Source organism: Faecalibaculum rodentium, assembly GCF_001564455.1.
Lineage (GTDB): Bacteria > Bacillota_I > Bacilli_A > Erysipelotrichales > Erysipelotrichaceae > Faecalibaculum > Faecalibaculum rodentium.
The window spans coordinates 1,139,323-1,160,507 of sequence record NZ_CP011391.1; the positions used below are offsets into that span (position 1 = coordinate 1,139,323).

15 protein-coding genes are annotated in these 21,185 nt (G+C 51.5%); 7 read left to right on the forward strand and 8 right to left on the reverse strand.

Features of this window, described 5'->3' with window-relative positions; all coding sequences use genetic code 11:
* Window positions 1-3 precede the first annotated feature (3 nt).
* The 3 genes from aalo17_RS05630 to aalo17_RS05640 are packed head-to-tail and all read left to right on the forward strand — an operon-like array spanning window position 4 to window position 6,624.
* Window positions 4-1,992, forward strand: a complete 1,989-nt coding sequence (locus aalo17_RS05630) for a hypothetical protein (RefSeq protein WP_067556670.1) — start codon at window positions 4-6, stop codon at window positions 1,990-1,992.
* Between the two features lie 16 nt (window positions 1,993-2,008).
* Window positions 2,009-3,124 (forward strand): hypothetical protein, encoded by a 1,116-nt coding sequence (locus aalo17_RS05635; RefSeq protein WP_067556672.1) that lies wholly within the window; start codon window positions 2,009-2,011, stop codon window positions 3,122-3,124.
* Between the two features lie 29 nt (window positions 3,125-3,153).
* A complete protein-coding gene (locus aalo17_RS05640) occupies window positions 3,154-6,624 on the forward strand; it encodes a UvrD-helicase domain-containing protein (protein ID WP_067556675.1) in 3,471 nt (1,156 codons plus the stop codon).
* A gap of 190 nt (window positions 6,625-6,814) precedes the next feature.
* On the opposite strand, the gene aalo17_RS05645 is transcribed toward aalo17_RS05640, so the two are convergent.
* The gene (locus tag aalo17_RS05645) at window positions 6,815-10,102 is read right to left on the reverse strand and encodes a PD-(D/E)XK nuclease family protein (RefSeq protein ID WP_158507734.1); all 3,288 of its coding nucleotides are present in this window, start codon (window positions 10,100-10,102) and stop codon (window positions 6,815-6,817) included.
* A 197-nt stretch (window positions 10,103-10,299) separates the two neighbouring features.
* Here aalo17_RS05645 and aalo17_RS05650 point away from each other — a divergent pair, with 197 nt between their 5' ends.
* From aalo17_RS05650 to aalo17_RS05660, 3 genes are all read left to right on the forward strand, one after another.
* The gene (locus tag aalo17_RS05650) at window positions 10,300-10,938 is read left to right on the forward strand and encodes a regulatory protein RecX (protein WP_067556682.1); all 639 of its coding nucleotides are present in this window, start codon (window positions 10,300-10,302) and stop codon (window positions 10,936-10,938) included.
* 29 nt (window positions 10,939-10,967) lie between these two features.
* Window positions 10,968-12,356, forward strand: a complete 1,389-nt coding sequence (gene radA, locus aalo17_RS05655; RefSeq protein ID WP_067556685.1) for a DNA repair protein RadA — start codon at window positions 10,968-10,970, stop codon at window positions 12,354-12,356.
* Between the two features lie 426 nt (window positions 12,357-12,782).
* On the forward strand, window positions 12,783-13,046 hold the full coding sequence (locus tag aalo17_RS05660) for an FRAT-87 protein (protein WP_067556689.1): 264 nt from the start codon (window positions 12,783-12,785) through the stop codon (window positions 13,044-13,046).
* A 645-nt stretch (window positions 13,047-13,691) separates the two neighbouring features.
* Here aalo17_RS05660 and aalo17_RS12415 read toward each other — a convergent pair.
* Window positions 13,692-14,732 carry a tyrosine-type recombinase/integrase gene (locus aalo17_RS12415; protein ID WP_158507736.1) on the reverse strand — a complete coding sequence of 347 codons (1,041 nt, stop codon included), beginning with the start codon at window positions 14,730-14,732 and terminating at the stop codon, window positions 13,692-13,694.
* Window positions 14,725-15,069: a single-stranded DNA-binding protein gene (locus aalo17_RS05670; protein ID WP_067556693.1), complete on the reverse strand. Its 345-nt coding sequence runs from the start codon at window positions 15,067-15,069 to the stop codon at window positions 14,725-14,727. Before aalo17_RS05670 ends, aalo17_RS12415 begins: the two co-directional genes overlap by 8 nt.
* A gap of 166 nt (window positions 15,070-15,235) precedes the next feature.
* On the opposite strand from aalo17_RS05670, the gene epsC reads away from it, so the two are divergent.
* Entirely contained in the window at window positions 15,236-15,916 is a 681-nt protein-coding gene (gene epsC / locus aalo17_RS05675; protein ID WP_067556696.1) for a serine O-acetyltransferase EpsC, read from the forward strand.
* On the opposite strand, the gene aalo17_RS05680 is transcribed toward epsC, so the two are convergent.
* The 5 genes from aalo17_RS05680 to aalo17_RS05700 all read right to left on the reverse strand — a co-directional run bounded on the left by aalo17_RS05680 (window position 15,906) and on the right by aalo17_RS05700 (window position 21,106).
* Window positions 15,906-16,178: a hypothetical protein gene (locus aalo17_RS05680; RefSeq protein WP_067556699.1), complete on the reverse strand. Its 273-nt coding sequence runs from the start codon at window positions 16,176-16,178 to the stop codon at window positions 15,906-15,908. The genes epsC and aalo17_RS05680 overlap by 11 nt on opposite strands.
* Window positions 16,179-16,270: 92 nt before the next feature.
* Window positions 16,271-17,272: a transposase gene (locus aalo17_RS05685; protein WP_067554483.1), complete on the reverse strand. Its 1,002-nt coding sequence runs from the start codon at window positions 17,270-17,272 to the stop codon at window positions 16,271-16,273.
* Window positions 17,273-17,483: 211 nt separating this feature from the next.
* Entirely contained in the window at window positions 17,484-19,157 is a 1,674-nt protein-coding gene (gene tnpC / locus aalo17_RS05690; protein ID WP_075884548.1) for an IS66 family transposase, read from the reverse strand.
* A 124-nt stretch (window positions 19,158-19,281) separates the two neighbouring features.
* Window positions 19,282-19,635, reverse strand: coding sequence for an IS66 family insertion sequence element accessory protein TnpB (gene tnpB / locus aalo17_RS05695; RefSeq protein WP_067553980.1), 354 nt, complete (start codon window positions 19,633-19,635; stop codon window positions 19,282-19,284).
* Between the two features lie 238 nt (window positions 19,636-19,873).
* Window positions 19,874-21,106, reverse strand: a complete 1,233-nt coding sequence (locus tag aalo17_RS05700; protein WP_067556704.1) for an alkyl sulfatase dimerization domain-containing protein — start codon at window positions 21,104-21,106, stop codon at window positions 19,874-19,876.
* Window positions 21,107-21,185: the final 79 nt, after the last annotated feature.

A 21,185-nucleotide genomic window follows, 5' to 3' on the forward strand; every position in this document is an offset into this window, starting at 1 on the left:
CCCATGGACCTCTTTCACTACAATCTCCGATATCCGGCACCAGATCCCGAAGATGATCTGCCAGAACGCTACAGGGCGATCAGACAGATGGAGACAAATCCGCCAGCGACGGATATCCCGGCTTCCGCCCTGCAGCGAATACGGGCAAAGGCCGAAAGACTTATGGCAGCCCGGGAACGCAGGGAAACAGTCCTGATATTTCTCCGGGCGGGTGCAGCCGAACTGCTGCTGGGAGCCATGCTGGTAAGAGGCCTCCGTGCAGCCGGACTGCAGACCGAGTATCTGATATCCCGGGAGATCTCCAGCCCGCTCTCCATGACTGTCAAAAATGCCGCAGAAATCGAATTGACAGATGCGGATCTGGTCGTGTCAACCATGCCTTTTACATCAGACAATCATGCAGCCAGGGAGCTGGAAGCATACGGCATGGAAATTCTCTGTTTGAAGGAAGAAGCAGACAGTTCATTCGGGTACACAGCTCTCCCGGATGCCGTATCTGCGTACAGCCTTCTGTGCGAGCTGTTTGGATCTGCCGGTTTGAGAATCCCGGAAGATCTGCAGCCTTTTGCAGCCATGGCCATGCTGGCCAGACATGAAACCCGGACAAATGAATACGGGAAGCTTATCACTGAAGGTCTCGAGTGGAAGAATCATTCTGTTTTTCCCTGTTTTCGCTGTCTGTCTGCTGACCAGCTGTACCTGTTTCTGAATGAGTGCATACTTGCGGAACACCAGGAGGAAGCAATGCAGTTTCTGCTGACAGATGACAGCGATACTGTAGAGGGGCTGGTGTCTGGTTTTGACAGCTGTTCATATTTCCAGGAAATCCTCGATTCTGCCATAGAATACTGGTCCAGTGAGCAGTCTGTGGGAGATGTGCTCATTGCCCGCATCCCATCGGACTGCATGGGAAAGACACCCGAAGCTGTCGCCTGCCTGGCGGAAAAACTCAACCGGGTCATTATTCTTCGACCAGAACGATCAGCCGGACATCGGACATCCCGCACACAGCTGATGACAGTCGGGTTTCCTTCCCGCGATCTGCTGGAAGAATTTGAAGAAACAGTGGCTCAGTCCGGCAGCGCTATGCTGCTCGAATGTTCCGACCGGTCTGCAGCCGTGTTTTCATCTGCCGGAAAGACTGTTGATGCTGATCAGGAGCTGATCACTCTGCAGCTGAAACAGCTGGCCTCGGGACTGTCTGCCACCACACCGGCACCTTTGCATACAATCGACCTGGAAATCGGTCAGGACGAACTGATCCCCGAATCCTGGAATGAACTACAGTCGTTTGGTCCATTTGCATCGGATGCTCCCGAGCCTCTGTTTCTTTGCCGAAATCTGAAACTCCTGAAACTGGGCAGGGACCCGGAGAAGCCGGAGACTCTGAACGTTCTGTTTGGATTGAGTGAGTTTCCTGGAGAAACGATTGAAGGAGTGGGAAGGGATCTCGGTGACTTTTCGGAAATCCTGCCGACTGGCATTTCTGTGGATGCCGTCTGCCGGCTGAGAGTCCGTCAGATACAGGAAGAACCATTCCTGTTCCTGGATCTGGAACAGATCCTCCATGATCCGGTCTATACCCCTGGCAGCACGCTCGACGAAGATGAGCTATACCTTTCGGGTCTCGTGACCATTCCTGAAATCCTTGAGGAATACAGCATCGAGGAAGATCTTCTGATCCCGACAGCAGCAGAACTCAACAGGATCTACCGCTGTCTGCAGCAGATCCACAGCTCCGGGTCACAATGGATGTTCACGGATATCAGCCTTTTGACACCACTTGCTGCTTCCAGGACAGACATGGAGATTTCCCCCTTCAAAATGGCCAGGGCACTCGACATCCTGTCTGAAGCCGGGGCCATCGAGGTATGGCGTCCAGGAGCTGGCAGGATTCTCCTGCGAGTCACCTCCAACCCCCGCATCAGACCACTCAGTCAGACAACAGCCTACAGAACTATGATGAATCAGCTTCAAAACCACCCTGAATGACAGCAATGGAGGAAGTATGGAAGTTACGAGAAAGACAGACATGTCGGACAGCAAATCAGAGAAAGAACCGCAGCAAAAACAGGAAACCACCCGGGAATTCCCCCCGCGGTATGGGCGGCATGATATTCAGGAAGAGGGGCTGAATCTGGATGAGTACGTCCGGATCTACGAAGACCCATACAGAGGCCCTCAGAAATACCTGCCGTATCAGTTCCGCCTTGCCTGGCTCAGAAATACGTATCCACAGGGTATCATCCGGCAGCTGGAACCCGAACTGCTGGCTGAAGGCAGACAGCTGATTGGCGGTATGGAATTTTACCGCACACCGGATGACCCCATCGGTGAACGGGTGTATTGCCAGGTCAGCAGGGATGAGACGGGTCCAGAACTCGATACCCGGGATCTGTTCGAAGTCCTGCGCCAGAAGCTCATCAACGCGATCACCATCGGCCTCGGATTCAGTCTTCCTGTTCTTTCTGCCATGGAGCAGCAAGAAATTCTGAAGCAGGAGGCACAGGAATCCGGAGAACAGGCAGATCCCCGTCTGAAAATAGAAGCGCTCCAGGATGAACTGCTATCTTTGAGAAGCCAGCTGGACTTTGCTCAGGAAGTGAAATCACGGCAGGACCTGGAGCTCAGGGACCTGCAGCAGGCTCTGCGCAAGCTGGAATATCAGGCGGACAGTCATAAAACAGCAGCCACAAAGACATCTGCTGCCAGAGCTGACATGATACAGAACAAAATACAATACGATCCGGCTATGGTCGCCTATGTGAGGCAGGGGACAGACGGTACGCTCAGCTGGGTCAATCAGGAAGGCGGACGTATAAGTACGCCGGTGATTGACAGTGTCGAAGAGGCATGGAACACAGAGATCCCGCTGACAAAAGGAGAAATGGTGACGGTTTCCGAGCGACTTTCACGAGTGGCACAGTCTCCGGAGGGAAAAGCGCTGCTGGAAACCTGGCTGGACAAAAATCAGAAAATCAGCAGCCGAAAACAGTTTCCGGGGGTTTGCGCCATCCGATATCTGTATTACCATGGGCTGCTCAATGATCTGTGCAAAGCCCTGGGCCTCGAACCATGGCGGGGAGACACCGGCCAGACTGAACCGGAAACAGCTGAAAACTGACTGCGGTCTGACAGAAAGGGGATACAGAGATGCCATTGACAGGAAACCAGAAAGAAGCTGTCGAACTGGATGGATGTTCGATTCTGCTGAATGCCGGCGCAGGGTCCGGAAAGACCCATGTTCTGACCGAACGGGTCGTCAGGCTGCTGACATCCGGAGATATGCAGACGGATGAGGTGCTTGTACTGACTTTTACAAAGGCAGCAGCCCAGGAAATGAAAAACCGCATCGCTGCCAAAATGCAGGCGGAGCTTGAGAATGTCCGGCATAGTCTGGAACAGGATCCGGGACATCCTGCCCTGGAACAGCGTATTTCGTTCCTCAGCCGGCAGATTGCCATGCTTCCTTCAGCAGCGATACAGACCATCGATTCATTCTGCAACGATGTGGTCCGTCAGAACCACGCACTGGTGGGACTGCCTGGGAATGTCCTCATGGCACAGGAACTGGAGCAGACCAGAATGAAAAACGGGCTGCTTGACCTGATCCTGGCGGAGCATATCCGCAAACATGAATCAGGTGTCATGCAGATGCTGAAAGCCTTCGGAGGCATCCGCCAGGCAAAGCATGAGATCCGGAGTCTCTCAGATAGACTGTCTTCCTTTGATGACAAAGACCTGTGGCTGTCTGGGGCTCTGGACAGCTGGAAACCGGAGAATCTGGAAAAAACAGCCTGTCAGTCTGTTTCTGCTGTTTTATCATCGGCCTTGCTGAAGATGAAAGACAGTGCCATTCTGCTGGCGCAGAATGCAGATCAGAAGCCAAAAACAGCCGCATACATGCAGTCGGCTGCAGAAGCCTGCAGCCGACTGTCGGCCAGACTGGAATCAGACGGGCCCCAGGGACTGCAAAGTTCTGACTTTTCTTTTCTGCAGAAGAACAGTCCTGCTGTAGCGGAAACAGAACAGACTGTCCTGGCCAAACGCATGTTTGCCGATGCAAAAAGCCGGCTGAAGGAATTCACCGATATTTCGGCAGTGGTTCAGGAACAGATCCGACGAATGAAGGTCATGGAACCTGTCGTCCGCAGTACAGTGGAGCTTACTCTGGAATACGATAGACGGTATCAGGACCTGAAGAAGGAGAGGGGACTCATTGATTTCTCGGATATGGAGGCGTACGCCCTGCAGATTCTTTCCATTCCCATGATCAGGGATCAGTACAGGAATCAGTACCGGCAGGTATTTGTGGATGAGTATCAGGATACGAATCCGGTGCAGGAAAAAATCATCACCCTGGCTGCCAGAGACAACAATCTGTTCTGTGTTGGCGACATGAAACAGTCGATCTACCGTTTCCGGAGTGCAGACCCCCTGCTTTTCCGCAGACGAAGCAAGCTGTATCAGGAAGACAGCAGCAGGGGCAAAGTCATCAACCTGTTCCGCAACTTCCGGTCCACCACCAATGTTCTGAACTGCTGTGATGATGTGTTTTCAGTGCTGTCAACTCACTCCAGGGAACTGGATTATGGTGAGGCAGACCGGCTGCAGGTGGGCCGGACAGCCCAGGGACCGGTCCAGGATACGCTGCTGATCACGTTCAGCAAAGAGGATGCAGATCCCGACACTGAATCCAGCGAACTGGAAAGTGAAGCCATTGCCGGATATATTCAGGAGCGTATGAAACACGAAATCTATGATCCCCGGATCAATGAAGGGAAGGGTGGCATGCGTCCCTGCCGATGGTCGGATTTTGCTGTTATTGGAAGGAAACGGACAGAGTTTCTCTCCAGTCTGATGGATGTGCTGAACAGAAACGGGATTCCCTATTCCCTGGACAAATCCGGACCGCTGCTGAAAACCCTGGAAATACAGATGCTGGTGCAGATCCTGGGTCTGTCAGCAGGATATGAAGATGACTATGCCCTATTGAATGCCATGCATAATGGATTTTTCGGATTTACCGACCAGGATATCACCGATCTGGCCCGTCTTCCGGGGAACACCTTTATGGAAAAACTCAGCAGTCAGCAAACTGAAACCAGCCTTCTGGGCCTGAAATGCAGCCGGTTTATGCAGTTTATACAGGAACTGAAAACAAGGGATGACAGTCAGCCTCTTCAGGATGTCATCAGCTGGGCTGCAGATGAACTTGCTCTTCGTACATGGTGCACGGCCCTGGGAGAAGGCAGGCAGCGGCTGGCAAACGTCGATCTTCTCATACAGCTGGGATCGGATTTCCAGAGAGATGGACGAAACCGCCTTCATGCCTTTCTGTCTGCTCTGAAGCTGATGGAGAATGACAGTCAGACGCTGGAGTCTGCCCGAATCCAGCCGAGTTCGGACAGTGTTCTGCTTACGACAATCCACGGATCCAAGGGAATGCAGTATCCCATTGTCATCATCCCGTTTGCAGGGAAAACAGTTGGCACCGGGTCAGGGATGAAGGAACCAAAACTCACAGTGGAGCATGACATCAATCACCCGGATTCTTATTCTGTATCACTCCCGTATATTGATCCGGATCAGGCTGCAGAAGGCGAGCTGTTTCTCAACGAACTGGCCAAAAGCGCAAACAAAGAGAAATCTATTGAAGAGGAACGCCGGCTGTTGTATGTTGCCATGACACGTGCACAGGAAGAGCTTGTCATTACCGGCCAGAAACCAGGAAAGGGCAAATCTTCAGCCAGCCTGATGAACTGGGTCCTCCAGGCCCTGGACAGCCATCCCGATCACCTGGGCAAATGGAAAGAAGTTCCCGCAGACAACTATGCCCGATTGCTGGGTCCTGCAGCCCCAGAGACAGAAAAAAAGACAGAGCATCGTCTTCTGAAGGCAGATCCCGGTCTTTTTGAACCGGAAGAGGATGGGCCGGTGCAAAGAGATGTCTATCCGGTCCCGGTTTCAGTAGGAGCTTCCAGAGCTGTGGGACTGATGACCGGATGTGCCAAAGGCAATTGCGAGAACCCCTTTGCGGTGGTCCGCAGTGAAGAACAGCTGGACGAAGACACAGATCATCTCGAAGCGGCGCAACGTGGTATCCAGATCCATTCTTTTATGGAACAGGCAGATCTCAAACAAATCCTGCGGCCTGGGTATGTGGAAAACAAGGTGGAGGAAATGTTCGGGCCGGAACAGACTGTAATTGATGCGGACAAAATCCGGACTCTGTTCAGCCAGCCGGAAGCCCTTTATATAAAAGAGGCAGATGTTGTGATCAGAGAGAAGCCGGGCAGTCTCCAGCTTCCGTATTCGGAACTGGATCCGGAGTACAAAGGAGGTCTGTCAACAAAAATCCAGGCTGTGATCGATCTCGTGGTTCGCAGAGACGGAAAATGGTATCTGTTTGACTACAAATCAGATCAGATTGGAGTCACACCCGAGGCTCCTACTTTCCGTGAAAGGCTCGAGGAAAGAAAACAGCATCACAGGATCCAGATGGAGTTGTATCGACGGGTTCTGAAGGACAATTTTGACATTGAGATCGAAGGAAGCTGGCTGGCATTTACAGAACCGGGTGTGTTTGTGCCGGTGTACCAGAAATCGAAGCAGAGCGCCTGAACAGCCCGTGACCGAAAGCGCGGAGTCTTCAGCGGAGTCTGCAACGGACAAAAAAAAGGACAGAATACGCCGATATGAGACGTTGTTCTGTCCTTTCCTTGCTTATATGAGTGGCAGTCGGCAGAACCGAGACTGAGACAGAGCTGTCCTGGTCAGATCAGTCCCGGTATTTGAAGGCCTCGGCGATTTGTCAGGGTGTCTGACGCCTGTGACAGGCTGTACGGAACGGGCACCATGTACAGGGAGACTTTCCGTCATCTTTTTGGGGGTCTGCTTTCATGTCTCCCGCCTGTATGGCTGCAATTGTCTCCTGGCACTTTGTGACGGCCAGCGCAATCAGTTCCGACATTTCCTCTGAACTGACAAGAGATCGGGCACAGGCTGCTTTCGGAGCCCCTTTTGTGGTGGTGGAAAGGGGAATTGAGCCGGATACAAACAGACCGGGAGAATCCGGATCATACCCGGTATCGGAGGCTTCCAGGATTTTTGGGTCTGCCAGGGTATATCCGGTCATCTGTCTGGTGGACCGGCGCTTTTCATCCAGCAGAGAAGAGGCAGGGCTTTGATCTGCCTTGAGTTTCAGCACTTCTGTTTTCAGACGGTCATAATACATACCAGCCGGTTGCAGGTTTTTTTCCTGTGCCAGTGCATGCAGGTACAGCGGAGGCTGCAGCTTCAAACCCGATTCTATGGTATCCCGATTCAGTGCCTTGCGGTCACGACCGCTTTTGTAGTCAATGACTCGTCCATACCTGGTGCCGTCCGAAGCTGTCCAGACATCGGCCCTATCGGCAATCCCCGTCAGGTAGAATCGCCGGCCATCCGGCAAAGTCATCGGAAAACCATGCCGGTCTCCTATGGAATACTCCAGCCATTCGGGCTTGAATTCCGATGAATCGCCTTGTTTCATGACAAGATCGAGACTTTCGGCCGCAGCCTGCAGCAATGCTGTTTTTTCATATTCCATCAATCCGCCGCTTTCAAGGATTCGCCGGTTGTGTGTTGTGAGAAGCCGGGAAGCTGTTTCTTCCAGCAGGCTGCGAAGGGCTTCTGTATCCTGAGACCGCAGACCATTGCGAACGGCTATGGGCAGGCATTCGCTCAAAACAGCATGGAGGAAGCTTCCCCGGTCGGCACTGGTTTCCTCAAATGTCTTCGGGTCTTTCGCTTTGACACCACGCTGCATAAAGAAACGGAACGGACACTGATTGTAACTCTCCAGGCTCGTGACCGATAACCTGTCAGTATCGGCAAACAGGGAAGTGGCAGCTGTCTTGTCCACTGTGCCGAACTCCTGATGAATCCATGCATCCGCTTTTTCAAGCAGTCCCGCATACCGTTCACTGGATCCGTACTTCATCTGGAGAATTCCTGAAAACTGTTCATATTCCGGGGTTCCCTTGAGGGATTGAAGCCGGATACTGTCCTGGAGAAACTCATCTTCTGCCACATTGCGGTCAGAACGGTCATCCACTGTCAGGGACTGAATCAGTGGCTTGAACAGAGCTGCCGGTTCCAGTTCCTGGTCCTGATTTCGGATGTGCCAGGAAATCCAGACAGATTCACCGGTGTTTGCAATGGCTGTGCTGGCATCGCTGGCAGATTCATCTGCCCAGTCCCGGTTGTTTCTAAAGTCGATGCCCGCTGCAATGAGGATTCCGGTTTCCTGATCCGTCAGGAAAGCCGGATTGGGCAGTACTGGTATTTCGTCACTGCCGGCTCCCAGAAGGAAGAGATGCCGGCAGTGGATGGTTCTGGCTGAATGCAACGGCTCCATCTGGACAGAAAGCTGTCTCTGTCCCTGTGTGGTGACAATGACTTCGTCGGCAGTCTGATCCATGAGGGTTCTGAATTCATCCAGACTGGAAGCCTCGCTTCCAAAGGAGCGCTGCAGCTGGAGAATCATGCGGTTGAAGGCTTTCCACTGCTGTTCGAGTGAATTTGCCAGCGACACATCTTCTGTTTTGGCCTTTTCCCAGACTGCCTGCATTGAGGGCAGGAAAGTGCCATGCTGCGCGTGATCCAGAATGGCTGTACAGAAATCTCCGGTAGTCTGCGCATGGTCCAGTTGATATCGCAGTCCGCCTGTCAGCTGATTCAAATGCGCAAGGGCAGTGGTGACGTCTTTCAGTTCCTGATCTGTGTCTGATCTGTGTATATCTGTGCCGCTGTTGCGCTCTGCTTCCCACATTTCCTGCAGCCGCTTGAGTCCGCCTTCGATGTCCGGTCCCTGTGCCTGAATGAATCGCTGCAGCGTCTGCCGTTCTGATTCTGTCAGACCAAGCCCCTGATACTGCAGCAGTCTGCTTAAAAAAGCAGAATCGCTGGAATGCTCAAGCCAGCCAAGCAGGGAGGAGAAATATCCGAATATGGAACTTCGGGCCAATGTATCCCCCTGATAGTACACGGAATCCAGTCCGCCGGCAGCAAGCAGCCGGGAGAGTCTGTCATGCCAGTTCCCTATGGAGGCTCCTGTCACGAGGATGTCGGAAGGCGACACCCCTTTCGTCACCAGTTCTGAAATGGCTCCGGCAGCCAGAAGGAGCTCATCATCCATTGTCAGGCACTGCACCAGGCGAATGGATTCGTCGTCTGCAGGCATTGGATTTGCACTGTCTTCCAGCCAGCGACTGAGGGCATCCAGGGCTGAGGGCCGCGTGGTTTCCTGAGCGGGTATGTATTGAATATTCACGGGTCTGTCTGCAGCAATCCTTATTTCCCGTACCAGGTCGCGATAGAAATCTGCGGCTCTTCGGTAATGGGCGTTGGCCTGCTTTTCGCGTCCTGGCGTCATCTGGGGAAGCGCTGCATAGACGGTATCGGCTTTGAGCAGGATGGCAGCAAGCAGTTTCCGTGTCACATAGTCGTAATCATCCAGGACGCCAGTGAATACAGACCCTGTATTGAGATTCAGCCTGGTGAGGATCCTGGCCATATCCAGTGCAAAATCCTCCCGGCTGAGCCGTCCCTGCTTTCTGAGGACAGCCAGATAGGCCTCCAGTACAGTCAGGAGGTCATGAAACCGGGCTTTGGATGCAGAGGAAACGAATTTGCGCTTCAGGATCTCGCGCAGCTGTTCTGGACCGACTCCGGATTTCTGCAGTCGTCCAATCAGAGTTCCCAGGTCCCTTGCCGCGGTTTCCGGATGATCGCTGTAGGACAAAAACTGAAAATCCATATCAGGATCTGCCAGTATTTCTTCCAGGATCCTGATTCGGCTGTGTTCATCTGCCACATCTGTTTCTTCGATTCCCGCTTTCTGCGCGATCCAGCCGGGTATCTGCTGCCTGGTCAGCAGCCTGCAGGGCAGGTGACGGCTGGTGAGCATAGTCTGCATTTCGCTGTAGGCATGGCTGGAGATGATGAAGAGCTGATCGGTGGTGATGGACCGTGTCATGTGGTCCATCAGGGTTTCGGCAAAACCGGCGCTTGCAGGGCCGGTGACAAATGTGATGGATAGAGGCTTGGTCTGATTCATGGTATCCTCCGCGCTTCCGCTTACGGCAGAAGTTTTCACGTTCAGTATATCGCCAAAACCGGCATTATTCATGCTTGCTGTATCATTTACATACAGTCAGCCATTCCATTTTGGGCACAGCACGGTATACTGCTACAGACGGAAGATGCCGGTACCCTTGCGTGTATTCGGGTCGATGCAGAGAAAAGGAGAAACTCATGAAAATCACAGGTCTCAGGAAAAACAGCAGCAATGACCGCATCTCTGTGGAAGTGGATGGAACCTTTGCGGTGTCTGTCAGCCTGGAGGCATTGATGGAAGAGGGAGTCAACAGGGGTGCGGAGCTCACAAAAGAACAGCTGAAGCGCCTGCAGAACCGAAGTTCTGTGGAACATGCATCTGCAGAAGCAGCGAGACTGCTGAAGTACGGGCGGCGCACAGAAGCGGACCTCCTGGACAGGCTGCAGGAAAAGGGATATGACAGGCTGACATCGGACACTGTTGTGCAGAAGCTGAAGCAGCTTGGCCTGATTGATGACCGGGAATACTGTCACTCGTTCTTTTTGTCTCATCGGGACATGAATGGCTGGGGTCCGGACAAGATCCGGCATGCCCTGCGAAAAAAAGGTCTCCCGGAGCAACTGATCGAAGAAGCCGCCGGAGAATGCTATGACCGGGATACAGCGGTGGAGCAGGCTGTCAGGGCCGGTTACAAGAAGCTGAGGTCACTGCAACGGAAAACCGACAACAAACAGGAACTCCGTATAAAGCTGAACCGGTTCCTGTATTCCCGGGGATTTGATGCGGCCTGCTGCCAGACAGCTGTCAGCGAAATACTGCTGAACCAGGAGGATTGATGTGGTTTATTCACTGAAAGGAGATTGATATGGCAAATACAGCAGCTGCATATGTCTGCAGTGAATGTGGCTATAAATCACTGCGGCCGCTGAATAGATGTCCCTATTGCAAGGAATTCGGCACCCTGCATCCGGAGGAACCGGTCAGTCTGCCCTCTGCAACAGGCAGAGCACTGAAAAGAACCCACGACAAGGTGCAGTCTGTGCCCCTTGATCAGGTCCAGGCCACATCCAGGCAAAGATACAAAACCGGGATCCGGGAACTGGATACCGTTCTGGGTGGCGGACTGGTCAGCGACAGTGCTGTCCTGATCGGCGGGGATCCGGGTATTGGAAAATCAACGCTGCTCCTTCAGATCTGTGATGCAGTCGCGGCGCAGGCCAGAGTTTTGTATATATCGGCTGAAGAATCAGAGTCACAGATCCAGATGCGGGCTCAGAGGCTGGGAATTCGCCAGGACAGGATCTGGGTATGCTCAGAAAGCGACATAACCCGCATCGTTTCGGAGATTGACTTGCTGGATCCGGATGTCATCGTCATGGACTCGGTCCAGACGGTTTATTCTCCGGACATTTCATCGGCTCCAGGCAGCGTAAACCAGGTACGGGAAGCAAGTGCACTGCTGACATCCCTGGCAAAAAAACGACATTCAGCGATCCTGATCGTAGGTCATGTGACCAAGGACGGGAGCCTGGCGGGTCCAAGGGTCCTGGAACATCTGGTGGATACTGTGTTGTATTTTGAAGGAGAAAAGTATGATTCCCTGAGGATCCTCCGAGCACAGAAAAACCGGTTTGGATCCACCAATGAGGTCGGTGTTTTTGAAATGACAGAACAGGGATTCCGGGAGGTTGCAGATCCTTCCGGGGTGTTCCTGGATCATAGTCAGGATACAGCCGGATGCTGTGTCAGCTGTGTAACGGAAGGCAGCCGTGCGCTCCTGGCGGAAGTACAGGCGCTGGTAGCCGGTTCTGCTCTGGGTACCCCGCGGATTTCGTCGACAGGGCTGGACAGAGGCAGGCTTACACAGCTGATGGCTGTACTGGACCGAAAATGCGGATACAGAATCACAGGGTGTGATGTGTATACAAACGTAGTGGGCGGCATGAAACTGACTGATCCGTCCCTGGATCTGGCCACAACGGCTGCACTGGTTTCCAGTGCAGACAACAGACCGGTTTCCAGGACCACAGTGGTCTGCGGCGAAATTTCTCTGACAGGGGAAGTCAGGATGGTGCCACAGATCGAAAAGCGCCTCCAGGAGGCAAGGAAACTGGGATTCCGGGAATTTGTTCTGCCGGCAGGCAACTTCGAGTCCTTGCAGCAGCAGCCTGGGGGATTGAATCGCTGGGAGGGTATCCGCCTTATTCCGGTCCGGACTGTCACAGAAGCCCTGCAGCATTTGTTCGGGACATAGAATAGCCAGGAACAGAGATGAGATTTGAGCGTTGTCTCAGCACCTGCATTTCCTGTCGACTTGTGTATCCTTTGAAACAGATGTCCTGTCTGATAAGCATGAGAGATCACCGTAATTGCCTGAAAAGTGCCGTTAATACTATAACAAATAATTGGTTCTGAGAGTTTTTGAAGGATTAAACCCGCAGGAATGGGCAAAAACACAGAATCTCGTGTCTCAAAACGAGTAGGAACGGGAGTTTGTGAATTGTATGAGCATATCAGTACTTATAAACAAGCAGAATCAGTATGATGAAGATGCAAGAGATGAAAGGCGCAAGCCTCATTGGAAGCCACCTGTAAATGAATGAAAGGCAAAAGTGTTTCCTCAATATGTGGCTCAGGCACTGTCACGGTGTTCCTTGCTGGAAACAAAAGGTAATAATCCATGACAAAAGATGAAATGATTGCAAAACTGACTCCGGCTATCGGCGATACTGCTTACGGCAAAGCTGTTCTGGAAGTACTGGCTGACACATTCGATGATGCTGACAAGAAATATGGTCAGGATGCTCTGGATCGCATCGACGACCGTCTTGGCTTCCTGAAGGGCTGGGAGAAGAAGCACGCTGCTCTGGGCGAAGATGCCAAGGCTGCTGCTGAAGCTGACAAGATCGCCATCCTGGAAAAAGCTCAGGCTGCCCTGAAGTAAATCAGATGAAAAAGACCGCTCAGGCGGTCTTTTTTAGTGAGTGGTATTAAATTCTTGTTATCTTAAATATACAACGCGACAGGAGAGGGAAGTCCGTTTTCTCAAGCCGGCAGATAACAACGTGTCTGGTTTTGTGGTTGCTATCCTGCAATCCTGTGCGCACAGGCGCAGTTCTGAATTCTGTCCGTCCAAAACAGTTCCTCAGACCTTCACCATCTGATCTGCCGCGGATTCATCGGTGATTGTTCACAAAGGCATATAGCCATGCGAGTATAGGCAACCAGTGGAAGGGCGAATGCAATGGAACAGGAATCGAAAGAGCGACGGAGGACCTTCCGGAAGACCGCCTTGCAGGTGCTGAAGACCTCTCAATGATGAGACCTGTATACGCGTGTCAGAATGTATCGGGATATATCGACTGCACAACAGACTTATGGACTGCTGATGAAGGCGGCAGACTGTTTCCTGGAAATGCAGCAAACGAAACAGGATGATGCAGACTGACTGTCTGGAGAATATTGCCTCGGCTGGAGCTCTTTCGACTGGAAACCGGCTAAATAAACAACCCATCCAATGTCCGGAAATGCATGGATTCGGACATTGGATGGGAAAAGTGAACAGAATACACGTTTGGTGGAGGGTCAATCACCTGGAATCTGGTGTCAGCTCATCGAAAATTGCGCGGGCAACCAGATCTTCGGCAGCATTTTGTTCGCGGTCGATATCATGAACATAAATCATGGTGGTGTTGATGTTTGCGTGACGAAGAACCTGCTGTACCTGTTCCACAGAAGCGCCGTTTTTCAAAGCCAGTGTTGCACTGGTATGACGCAGACTGTGAGCCGTCAGTCTGGAACTGTTCAAATCCGCCTTGACCAGCGCGTCCTTGCAGATCCGGCTGATGCTCCTGGTTGTCAGGCGCTCCCCGGAATCCCGGTTGGAAACGGAAGCAAACAATGGATCCCGTGCCTGAAGGGGTCCCCGCATGCGGAGATACACCTTGAGACACTCCCAGGTTTCATCCGGGATCTTGACATACTGTCCCTTCTCGCTTTTTCCCTTGCCCTGCACATACAAAATACGGGAGTGTCCCTGTATCTGTATGTCTCCATAATCAGCACGACGTACCTCGATGGTTCTCAGACCCGTCGTCATGATCAGAATCAGCAGTGCGCGGTTTCGCGCCCTGGTGAGCCGCTGACGTTCTCTGGCTGCTTCACTTTCATCAGGCGCCGGTTCATCTGTCTGTGTTTCAATGACCTGCGCACACTGCTCTTCATTCAGGTACCCCTTCCGAAATCCCGGCTCCAGTTTCATGGCCCGGATCCCCCGGGTGATGTCTTTTCGGATCCCGGCAGTTTCCAGAAATCTATAAAATGACTTGACAGCCCGCAGGTAATTGTTTACAGTCGTCGGCTGTTTTTCTCTGGCCAGTTCATCCCGGTACCGGATGATGTCTTCCCTGACGGGTTCTTCGATCCCCTGCCCACGGATCCATTGAGCAAATGATTTCAGCCACTGTGTATATTTTCTGCGTGAGTTTTCGGATACATCATTGTAAACCAGCCACTGATGACAGAGCCCGGAAATGATCTGCGGCTCAAACAGCCCCTTGTGCGGCACCATCCGTGTGTTTTCGACTGGCAGACTGCGCAGATTCTCTGTGGCTGTTACCGGTTCATTCATGTGATCTGACATCCAGACGCGAGAGATTGGCAGCAATCAGTGTTGTCAGCCAGGCCTCAGATCCGTCAGCACGCCGATACTGATGCGAGTGGATATAGCCTGTGCAGGCCACAAAGTCACCTGGTCTGCACTGTCGCAAAAGATCCATGCATGTCTGGTCATACACCGTAACTTCCACCATCTCTGCATATTTTCCGGCATTCCCCTGTCTCTGTCGTTCTGTGGCCATCTGCCGGCTGCAGATGAGTACTGCAGTCAGGAACCGGTTGCCGTTCTTTGCGGTACGCTCAGCAGGCGGCTGATGCAGGATTCCAGCCACTGTGAATTCATCGATCATCGTATCTCGACCCCCCTCGAAGTGCAGGACACAGACTGTGTCCCTGACTGTTTAATCATACCATACTGCCTTCACGGGCCAGTTTCATCGTTCAGCCTCTACGCCATCTATAAATGCAAAAAGTGCTATTCTGTTCAGAGGGACATCGCGATTCTATAATAGTTACATGAATAAGATTCAATTCGCTTTATCACAAATTAAATCGATCAAACAGCGTGATCCATCGTTGAAAAGCACCCTGGAAATCCTGTTTTTCCCCGGTTTTCGGGCTATGAATACCTGGTTTTCGGCTCACAAGCTCTATCTCAAGGGACATTACGCACTGGCCCGGTTTTTGTCCCTTAGGGCACAGCAGAAAACCGGAATCGATATCCATCCCGGTGCCCAGATCGGGACAGATTTTTTCATTGACCATGGCAGTGGTGTGGTGATTGGAGAGACCTGTATCATTGGCGATCATGTGACCCTGTATCAGGGCGTCACACTTGGAGCGACCGGCAAGACAACCGGCAATCGTCATCCAATCCTTCAGAACAACACGGTCATTGGCGCAGGAGCCAAAATCATTGGCCGGATCACCATTGGACACGATGCACGGATCGGAGCCGGTTCAGTGATCATTCGGGATGTACCGCCATACACCACCATGGTGCCTGCTCCGGCCAGGCCTGTCAGATACAGGAATCATAAACTGCCGGTTCTGACGGTGGAAAGACTGAACAGCCGGATGGAGGAAGAGCTTCGCTATATCCGCAATACAGAAGAACGGCTGGAACGAAAAATGCGTTGTCTGGAAAGAAAAAGACGTTCCACCCCCTGCAGGGAGCCGGAACGTCTCAGGCATTGACAGAGTCTCTGTTTCCTTCAGCTTCCCGTGCAGCATCAATGATCAGCAGCAAGGGACTCAGTTCTTCAATGACCTGAACAGAATGCAGAAATGCCGAAATATCATCCGGTTTGTCCACATGACAGACAGCCTGTTCCACATGCAGATGAGGCTGTCTTTTTTTTCGCACCGAAGGGCTGGTCAGATCCTGTGGATGGTCCATCCACAAAGCGATGTTCAGCCAGTGGAGGAATGTGGAAATGTCATTATCACGTGTTTTCATTAGAACCTTTCACCAATCATATCAAAATGTTTCTATACAACTAGTATACTCTGGTCTTTGAAAAACTTGATAGGCTACGAAGCTCAGTAAAGCTAAGCTGCAACCAGTTGTTTCTGGACGTCTTTAAAGTAGTCGATCATACCCTGCCGGGTCTGGTGAGCACCGCTGATTAGAGTTCTTCCCAGTGATGCAAAGATACTCTTTTTCTTCCATTTCCGGCGACTCAGTTTCCACTCGAAGTCTGCTAATTCGTTCTCCAGAAACTGCAGTGCGATCCCGTGTGCAGTCCCCTGTACCTTGCTTCTGAAGTTGGAAATGATGTGATCCAGAGAGGACAGATGATCTGTATCCACTTCGAACTTTTGGGCATCCACCAGTTTGCCGGCTATATCCAGAGCCAGGTTGGCCGAACTCCGGTCACAATGCACTACACAGTCACTGGGGACTTCTTCTTCCAGAAACTTCTTCAGTTCTGCCTTATTCTCGCTGTGAACGATTCTGAATTTGACAGCATCTGTGGCTTCGAATACTTCCTCATCACCATCCATGTCGTCCCAGACATAGTGTTTGATCACAGCTGCAGCCACATTGACTTTACCTTCTGCTCCCCATCCACGCTTTCCATGCTTCTTTCCGCCATAGGAAAAGACATCCAGTTCGATCGCATCGCAATCAACGGCTATGTGAGTTTCGTTGTCCTGCTTCTGAGCCTGTTTGATCTTGCGAAGCATGAGTTTTGTGGTGTGGTAGCTGACACCTGTCAGATCACTGATGTATTTGGCAGAAGTTCCCGTCTTGGAGATAACATAGGCGAACATCACGAGGATCCAGGAAAACAGAGGAGCCTTGGTGCTTTCCAGCGCTGTCCCGGCAGTGACAGATTCCTGATGACCACAGTGAGCGCACTGATAGACAGTTCTGAGAGAGCCGTTTTTTCGTACAACAGTCGTGTAGTGGGTATGACCGCACTTTGAGCACACAAAACCATCCTTCCACTTCAGATCAAAGAAGAAGCGTTCTGCGTCATGGGGGTCTGAATACTGGGCATGGATATCAGCAAAAGTCAGGTCTTTGAACAGCGATTTCTTGAACATAGGGTGCCTCTCTTCCTGATTCAAGTATCGCATTATTACTGGCGCTATTTATGCGTGATAAGCTATTAACTGAGCTTGGTAGTCTATCAAGTTGAAAAAATTGAAAAATAAAGGCTCAATAATCAATGAAGAAAGTAAGCGACGTTAATTGCCCATATTAAAACAGGACTGATTCCCTGTACCATCATGGTATTGGGGACAGTCCTGTTTTCTATTTCTTATACAGATGTCCTGGAAGTGTCCTGGAGTATGGAAGCAGGTCTTCGAGTACTTCCTCTCTGATCCCTTCGTTCTTCAGCCTTGTCAGCACATATTCGATGTACTTCTCAGGCACCAGCCCATTCATGATTGCCGATTGGCTCAGACTGTACCATACTGCTGTTGCTTCCGCTCCTGCTTCCGTGTCCGCAAACAGGAACCCCTTCCGGCCTATCACGAACGGCTTCACCATCCGCTCCGCCAGGTTATTGTCGATCGGATAGTTCCCATCCTCCAGATAAAGGGCCAGCGAGTCTTTCCTTTTCAGGAAGTAGTTTGCTCCCTTTACTGCTTTCGAACCACTATCAAAACTCCGGGCGATCCGCTCCATTCCTGCGATCACCTGGTCAAAAAGCGGTTTAGACTCTTTCTGCCTCAGTTCGTATACTTCTTCCCGACTCAGTTTCTTCTTTTTCGCTCTGCTCTCCACCTCATAAAGCCTGTTGATGTTCCCAAGTGGCTCCAACAGGATCCCCAGTGCCGGATTCTCCCTGATATGTTTCAGTTTCATTTCTGTATCGTCTGGCAGATTCTTGAATGTCTGGTAGTCTGCACGGATCTTCACCGCATCATACAGATGCCGCCTCGCATGGGCCATACAACTCAGATGGATGGCTGCTGTGTAATTATCGTAGCCTTCGAATCCGTCTGACATCAGGGCCTTTTCGAATCCTTCTCCCAGGAATTCCCATACGAACTTCTGGGCCCTGCTCTTCTTGAACTGATATATGACCATCTGTCTGGCTTCATGCTCTGCGCTGACCCCGACGATCATGTAACAGTTCGTCCGATCCTGATCCCGACTCACTTCCAGGCATTTCAGTACGGTCTCATCCATATGGACCACATCACATTCCCTGAAATCCTGTATCATCCTGTCCACCAGAGCTTCTCCATAGATCTGGGAAGAACGGATCATCCAGCTGGCCATGATACTCCTGCTGAGGTTGAATCCTCTTCGCTGCCAGTCTTGTTCCTGTCTGTAAAGAGGCAGTCCCATGACTGTTTTCTGGGCTATGATGTGGGACACAAGAGAAGGCGAAGACATCGTATTCTCCAGAAGCGGTGCTTCTTTGCGGGCAGCCGGGATCATCACAGGCTTTCCATCCTCATCTTCACAACCTTTGGGGCAGACATAATTATGATCCACTTCCACTTCGACATAGAGGCGCTGCGGAACGTATTTGATGGTCCGGTGTACAGTCGGTTTCAGCTCCTTCATGGCTGTGCCACATACAGGGCACACCGGGTCCTTGCCTGCATCCGGATACACATCGATGATCTTTTCAGGAAGCGCCTTTGCTTTCTCCTTCATGGATCTGCGCTTTTTGGGGGACGCCGGTCTCTCTTTGCTCACAGTTTCCAGGACAGCTGATTCATCCAGGTCTTCGGGAGAAGACGTGGATGCGATCTCTTCCGCCTCGTTGAACAGGGATATGAAAAGCTGCTCGCTTTTGGAAGCGAAGCGGTCCATGGCCGCCTTCCTGTTGATCTGGTCTTTCAGGAACAGGTTGTCGGCCAGGAAGAGAGCGGCATCGACCAGGTCATCATGATCCAGAGATTCGAGGCTTTCTTTCATGGATTTGCGGGTGTAGTTTTCGAAGTCAAAAGAAGATAAGAAGTCCATGGCAAAAGTATAGGATAAAGAGGAAAAGGGGCAAACTGAAATGCCTTAAATAATTATTATGCTCACAGTTCCAGAAATGGTTCATTCGATATGACTGAAAACCGTCAGGGATCAGGAGATCTGTCTAGATATATTGAGGCATCACATGCCTGAAAGCCCGCTTCTGGTTTATGTCCAGTCCTTCCAAAAGCCAGTCCAGCTGCTGTGGGGAGATCTGCAGAAACGGATCCGGGGAACTCATCCGCCATTTGAAGGTTCCTTTGCTCAGCTGCTTGTGAAGGAGCCAGAACCCTGTACCGTCATAATGGAGGAGCTTGAGCTTGTTGTGTCGTTTGTTGGTGAAGACGAACATCGCATTCTGGAATGGATCAGTGTTCAGGATCGACTGGACATATGTACCCAGTCCATCTATGCCTTTGCGAAAGTCCACAGGTTCAGTGACCAGGTATAATCGGGAAATATCATCAAGTCCAGTCATGTAAAATCCCTCCGTGCCGGTATTGTCCCGCTACGGAGGGATTTGTCATAGATGGGTAATTAACGTCGCTTACTGAAGAAATAAAACATACCTGTTTGACAGTGTCTGATATTTGCCACTGCGTTCCAGCCGCTGCATGGAACAGAACACAGGGTATATTCGACACCGGACTGGAATATAAAAGCGGAAATCCCAGATGGGATTTCCACTTGCAATTGTCTGTTTTGAATCATGCCCGCTACAGTTCCTCTGCCCTGGCGAGGAGAAAATATCGTTCTCCGAGACAGTCAGATTCCCTTCCCAGAGCCTTTAATGCCTGTTTTTTCTGAACACGGTACCGTCTGGAATCCAGTTCACAGAGCTGGAGAGCCAGCTGGTATTCACCGTCTGACAGCGCACGTCCAATCCGCTGTGACAGCTTTTCATAGCCGATCAGCTGAATCAGCTCCTCGTGGAACGTTTCAGCCGGCAGCGGGGTCAGTTCTGCTGCCAATCCGGAGAACCATCCCATGTTTCTGGCCCATATGGCCCGGATCATCCATTCCACCCGCCCAAACCGTTCTTCCAGATACCAGGTCTGATACTGTTCGGGAAGACTGACGGAAGCGATGATTTCATCAAGGTCCAGACCATCGTTGATGCCGGTGAGTGTTTCGGTGAGGATGTACTCCAGTGCATCGGCAAACGTTGTAAGGACTGTCCGGACATTCTCCCGGCCTGTTACAGGAACAGTCATTGCGGGAAGAAGAATCTCCGGTTCCAGATCCCGCACTTTCCGCAGCGAGTCACACCAGATTTCCGTTTCCATATAATCAGAACCGGTCACGATGTTGAAATTCGGGAATGTTCCATAAAACAGTGAGCCGACCGCTGCAGCCTTTTTTTCCGGAAGCCACACGGTGATAGTTTCCGGGGTTTCACCAGGCGTGCGAAGCAGGGACAGACGTACACCGTCTATTTCCATGCTGCAGTTGTTTTCAATCCACATCGTGGGTTCAAGCCAGGAATCCCGGGTGCTGTCGAAGGATGTAATGACTTCCTGCCGGGTATTGCCATCCGGAATGATGAGCTTGTCAGCCAGACCATAACCGCGGGTGAAGATTTTCCGCATTTCCTTGACGTCATTCAGACAGGTACGGGCTATCCGGGGTCGCACCGTCTCTGTACAGCCAATCACCTGTTCCACTGTATCCGCAAAGACACCAGATCCGCCCTGCGTTTCCGGCAATATCGTGGTGTAGATAATGGTGCGTACAGGCTTGTCTGTGTATTCAGACAGAATCTCACGGACCTGCCGCGCGTACACAGAAGACCGGACCGCATCAATCAGAATTACGGAATGTTCACCGATCACTGCCGTGCAGCTGGAGCTGCCGAAATTTGCAAAATGAATGATATCGTTATCTATGACATAGACTTTTTTTGCCAGACACGATGCGGCATAGTCTTTCAGTTTCTGTTCTCCATTCAAGTCGTTCCCTCCCAAAACTTCATGAATCAATCCAGTACTTTCCCGTACATTATACCTAATGTAAAGCCATAATAATAGC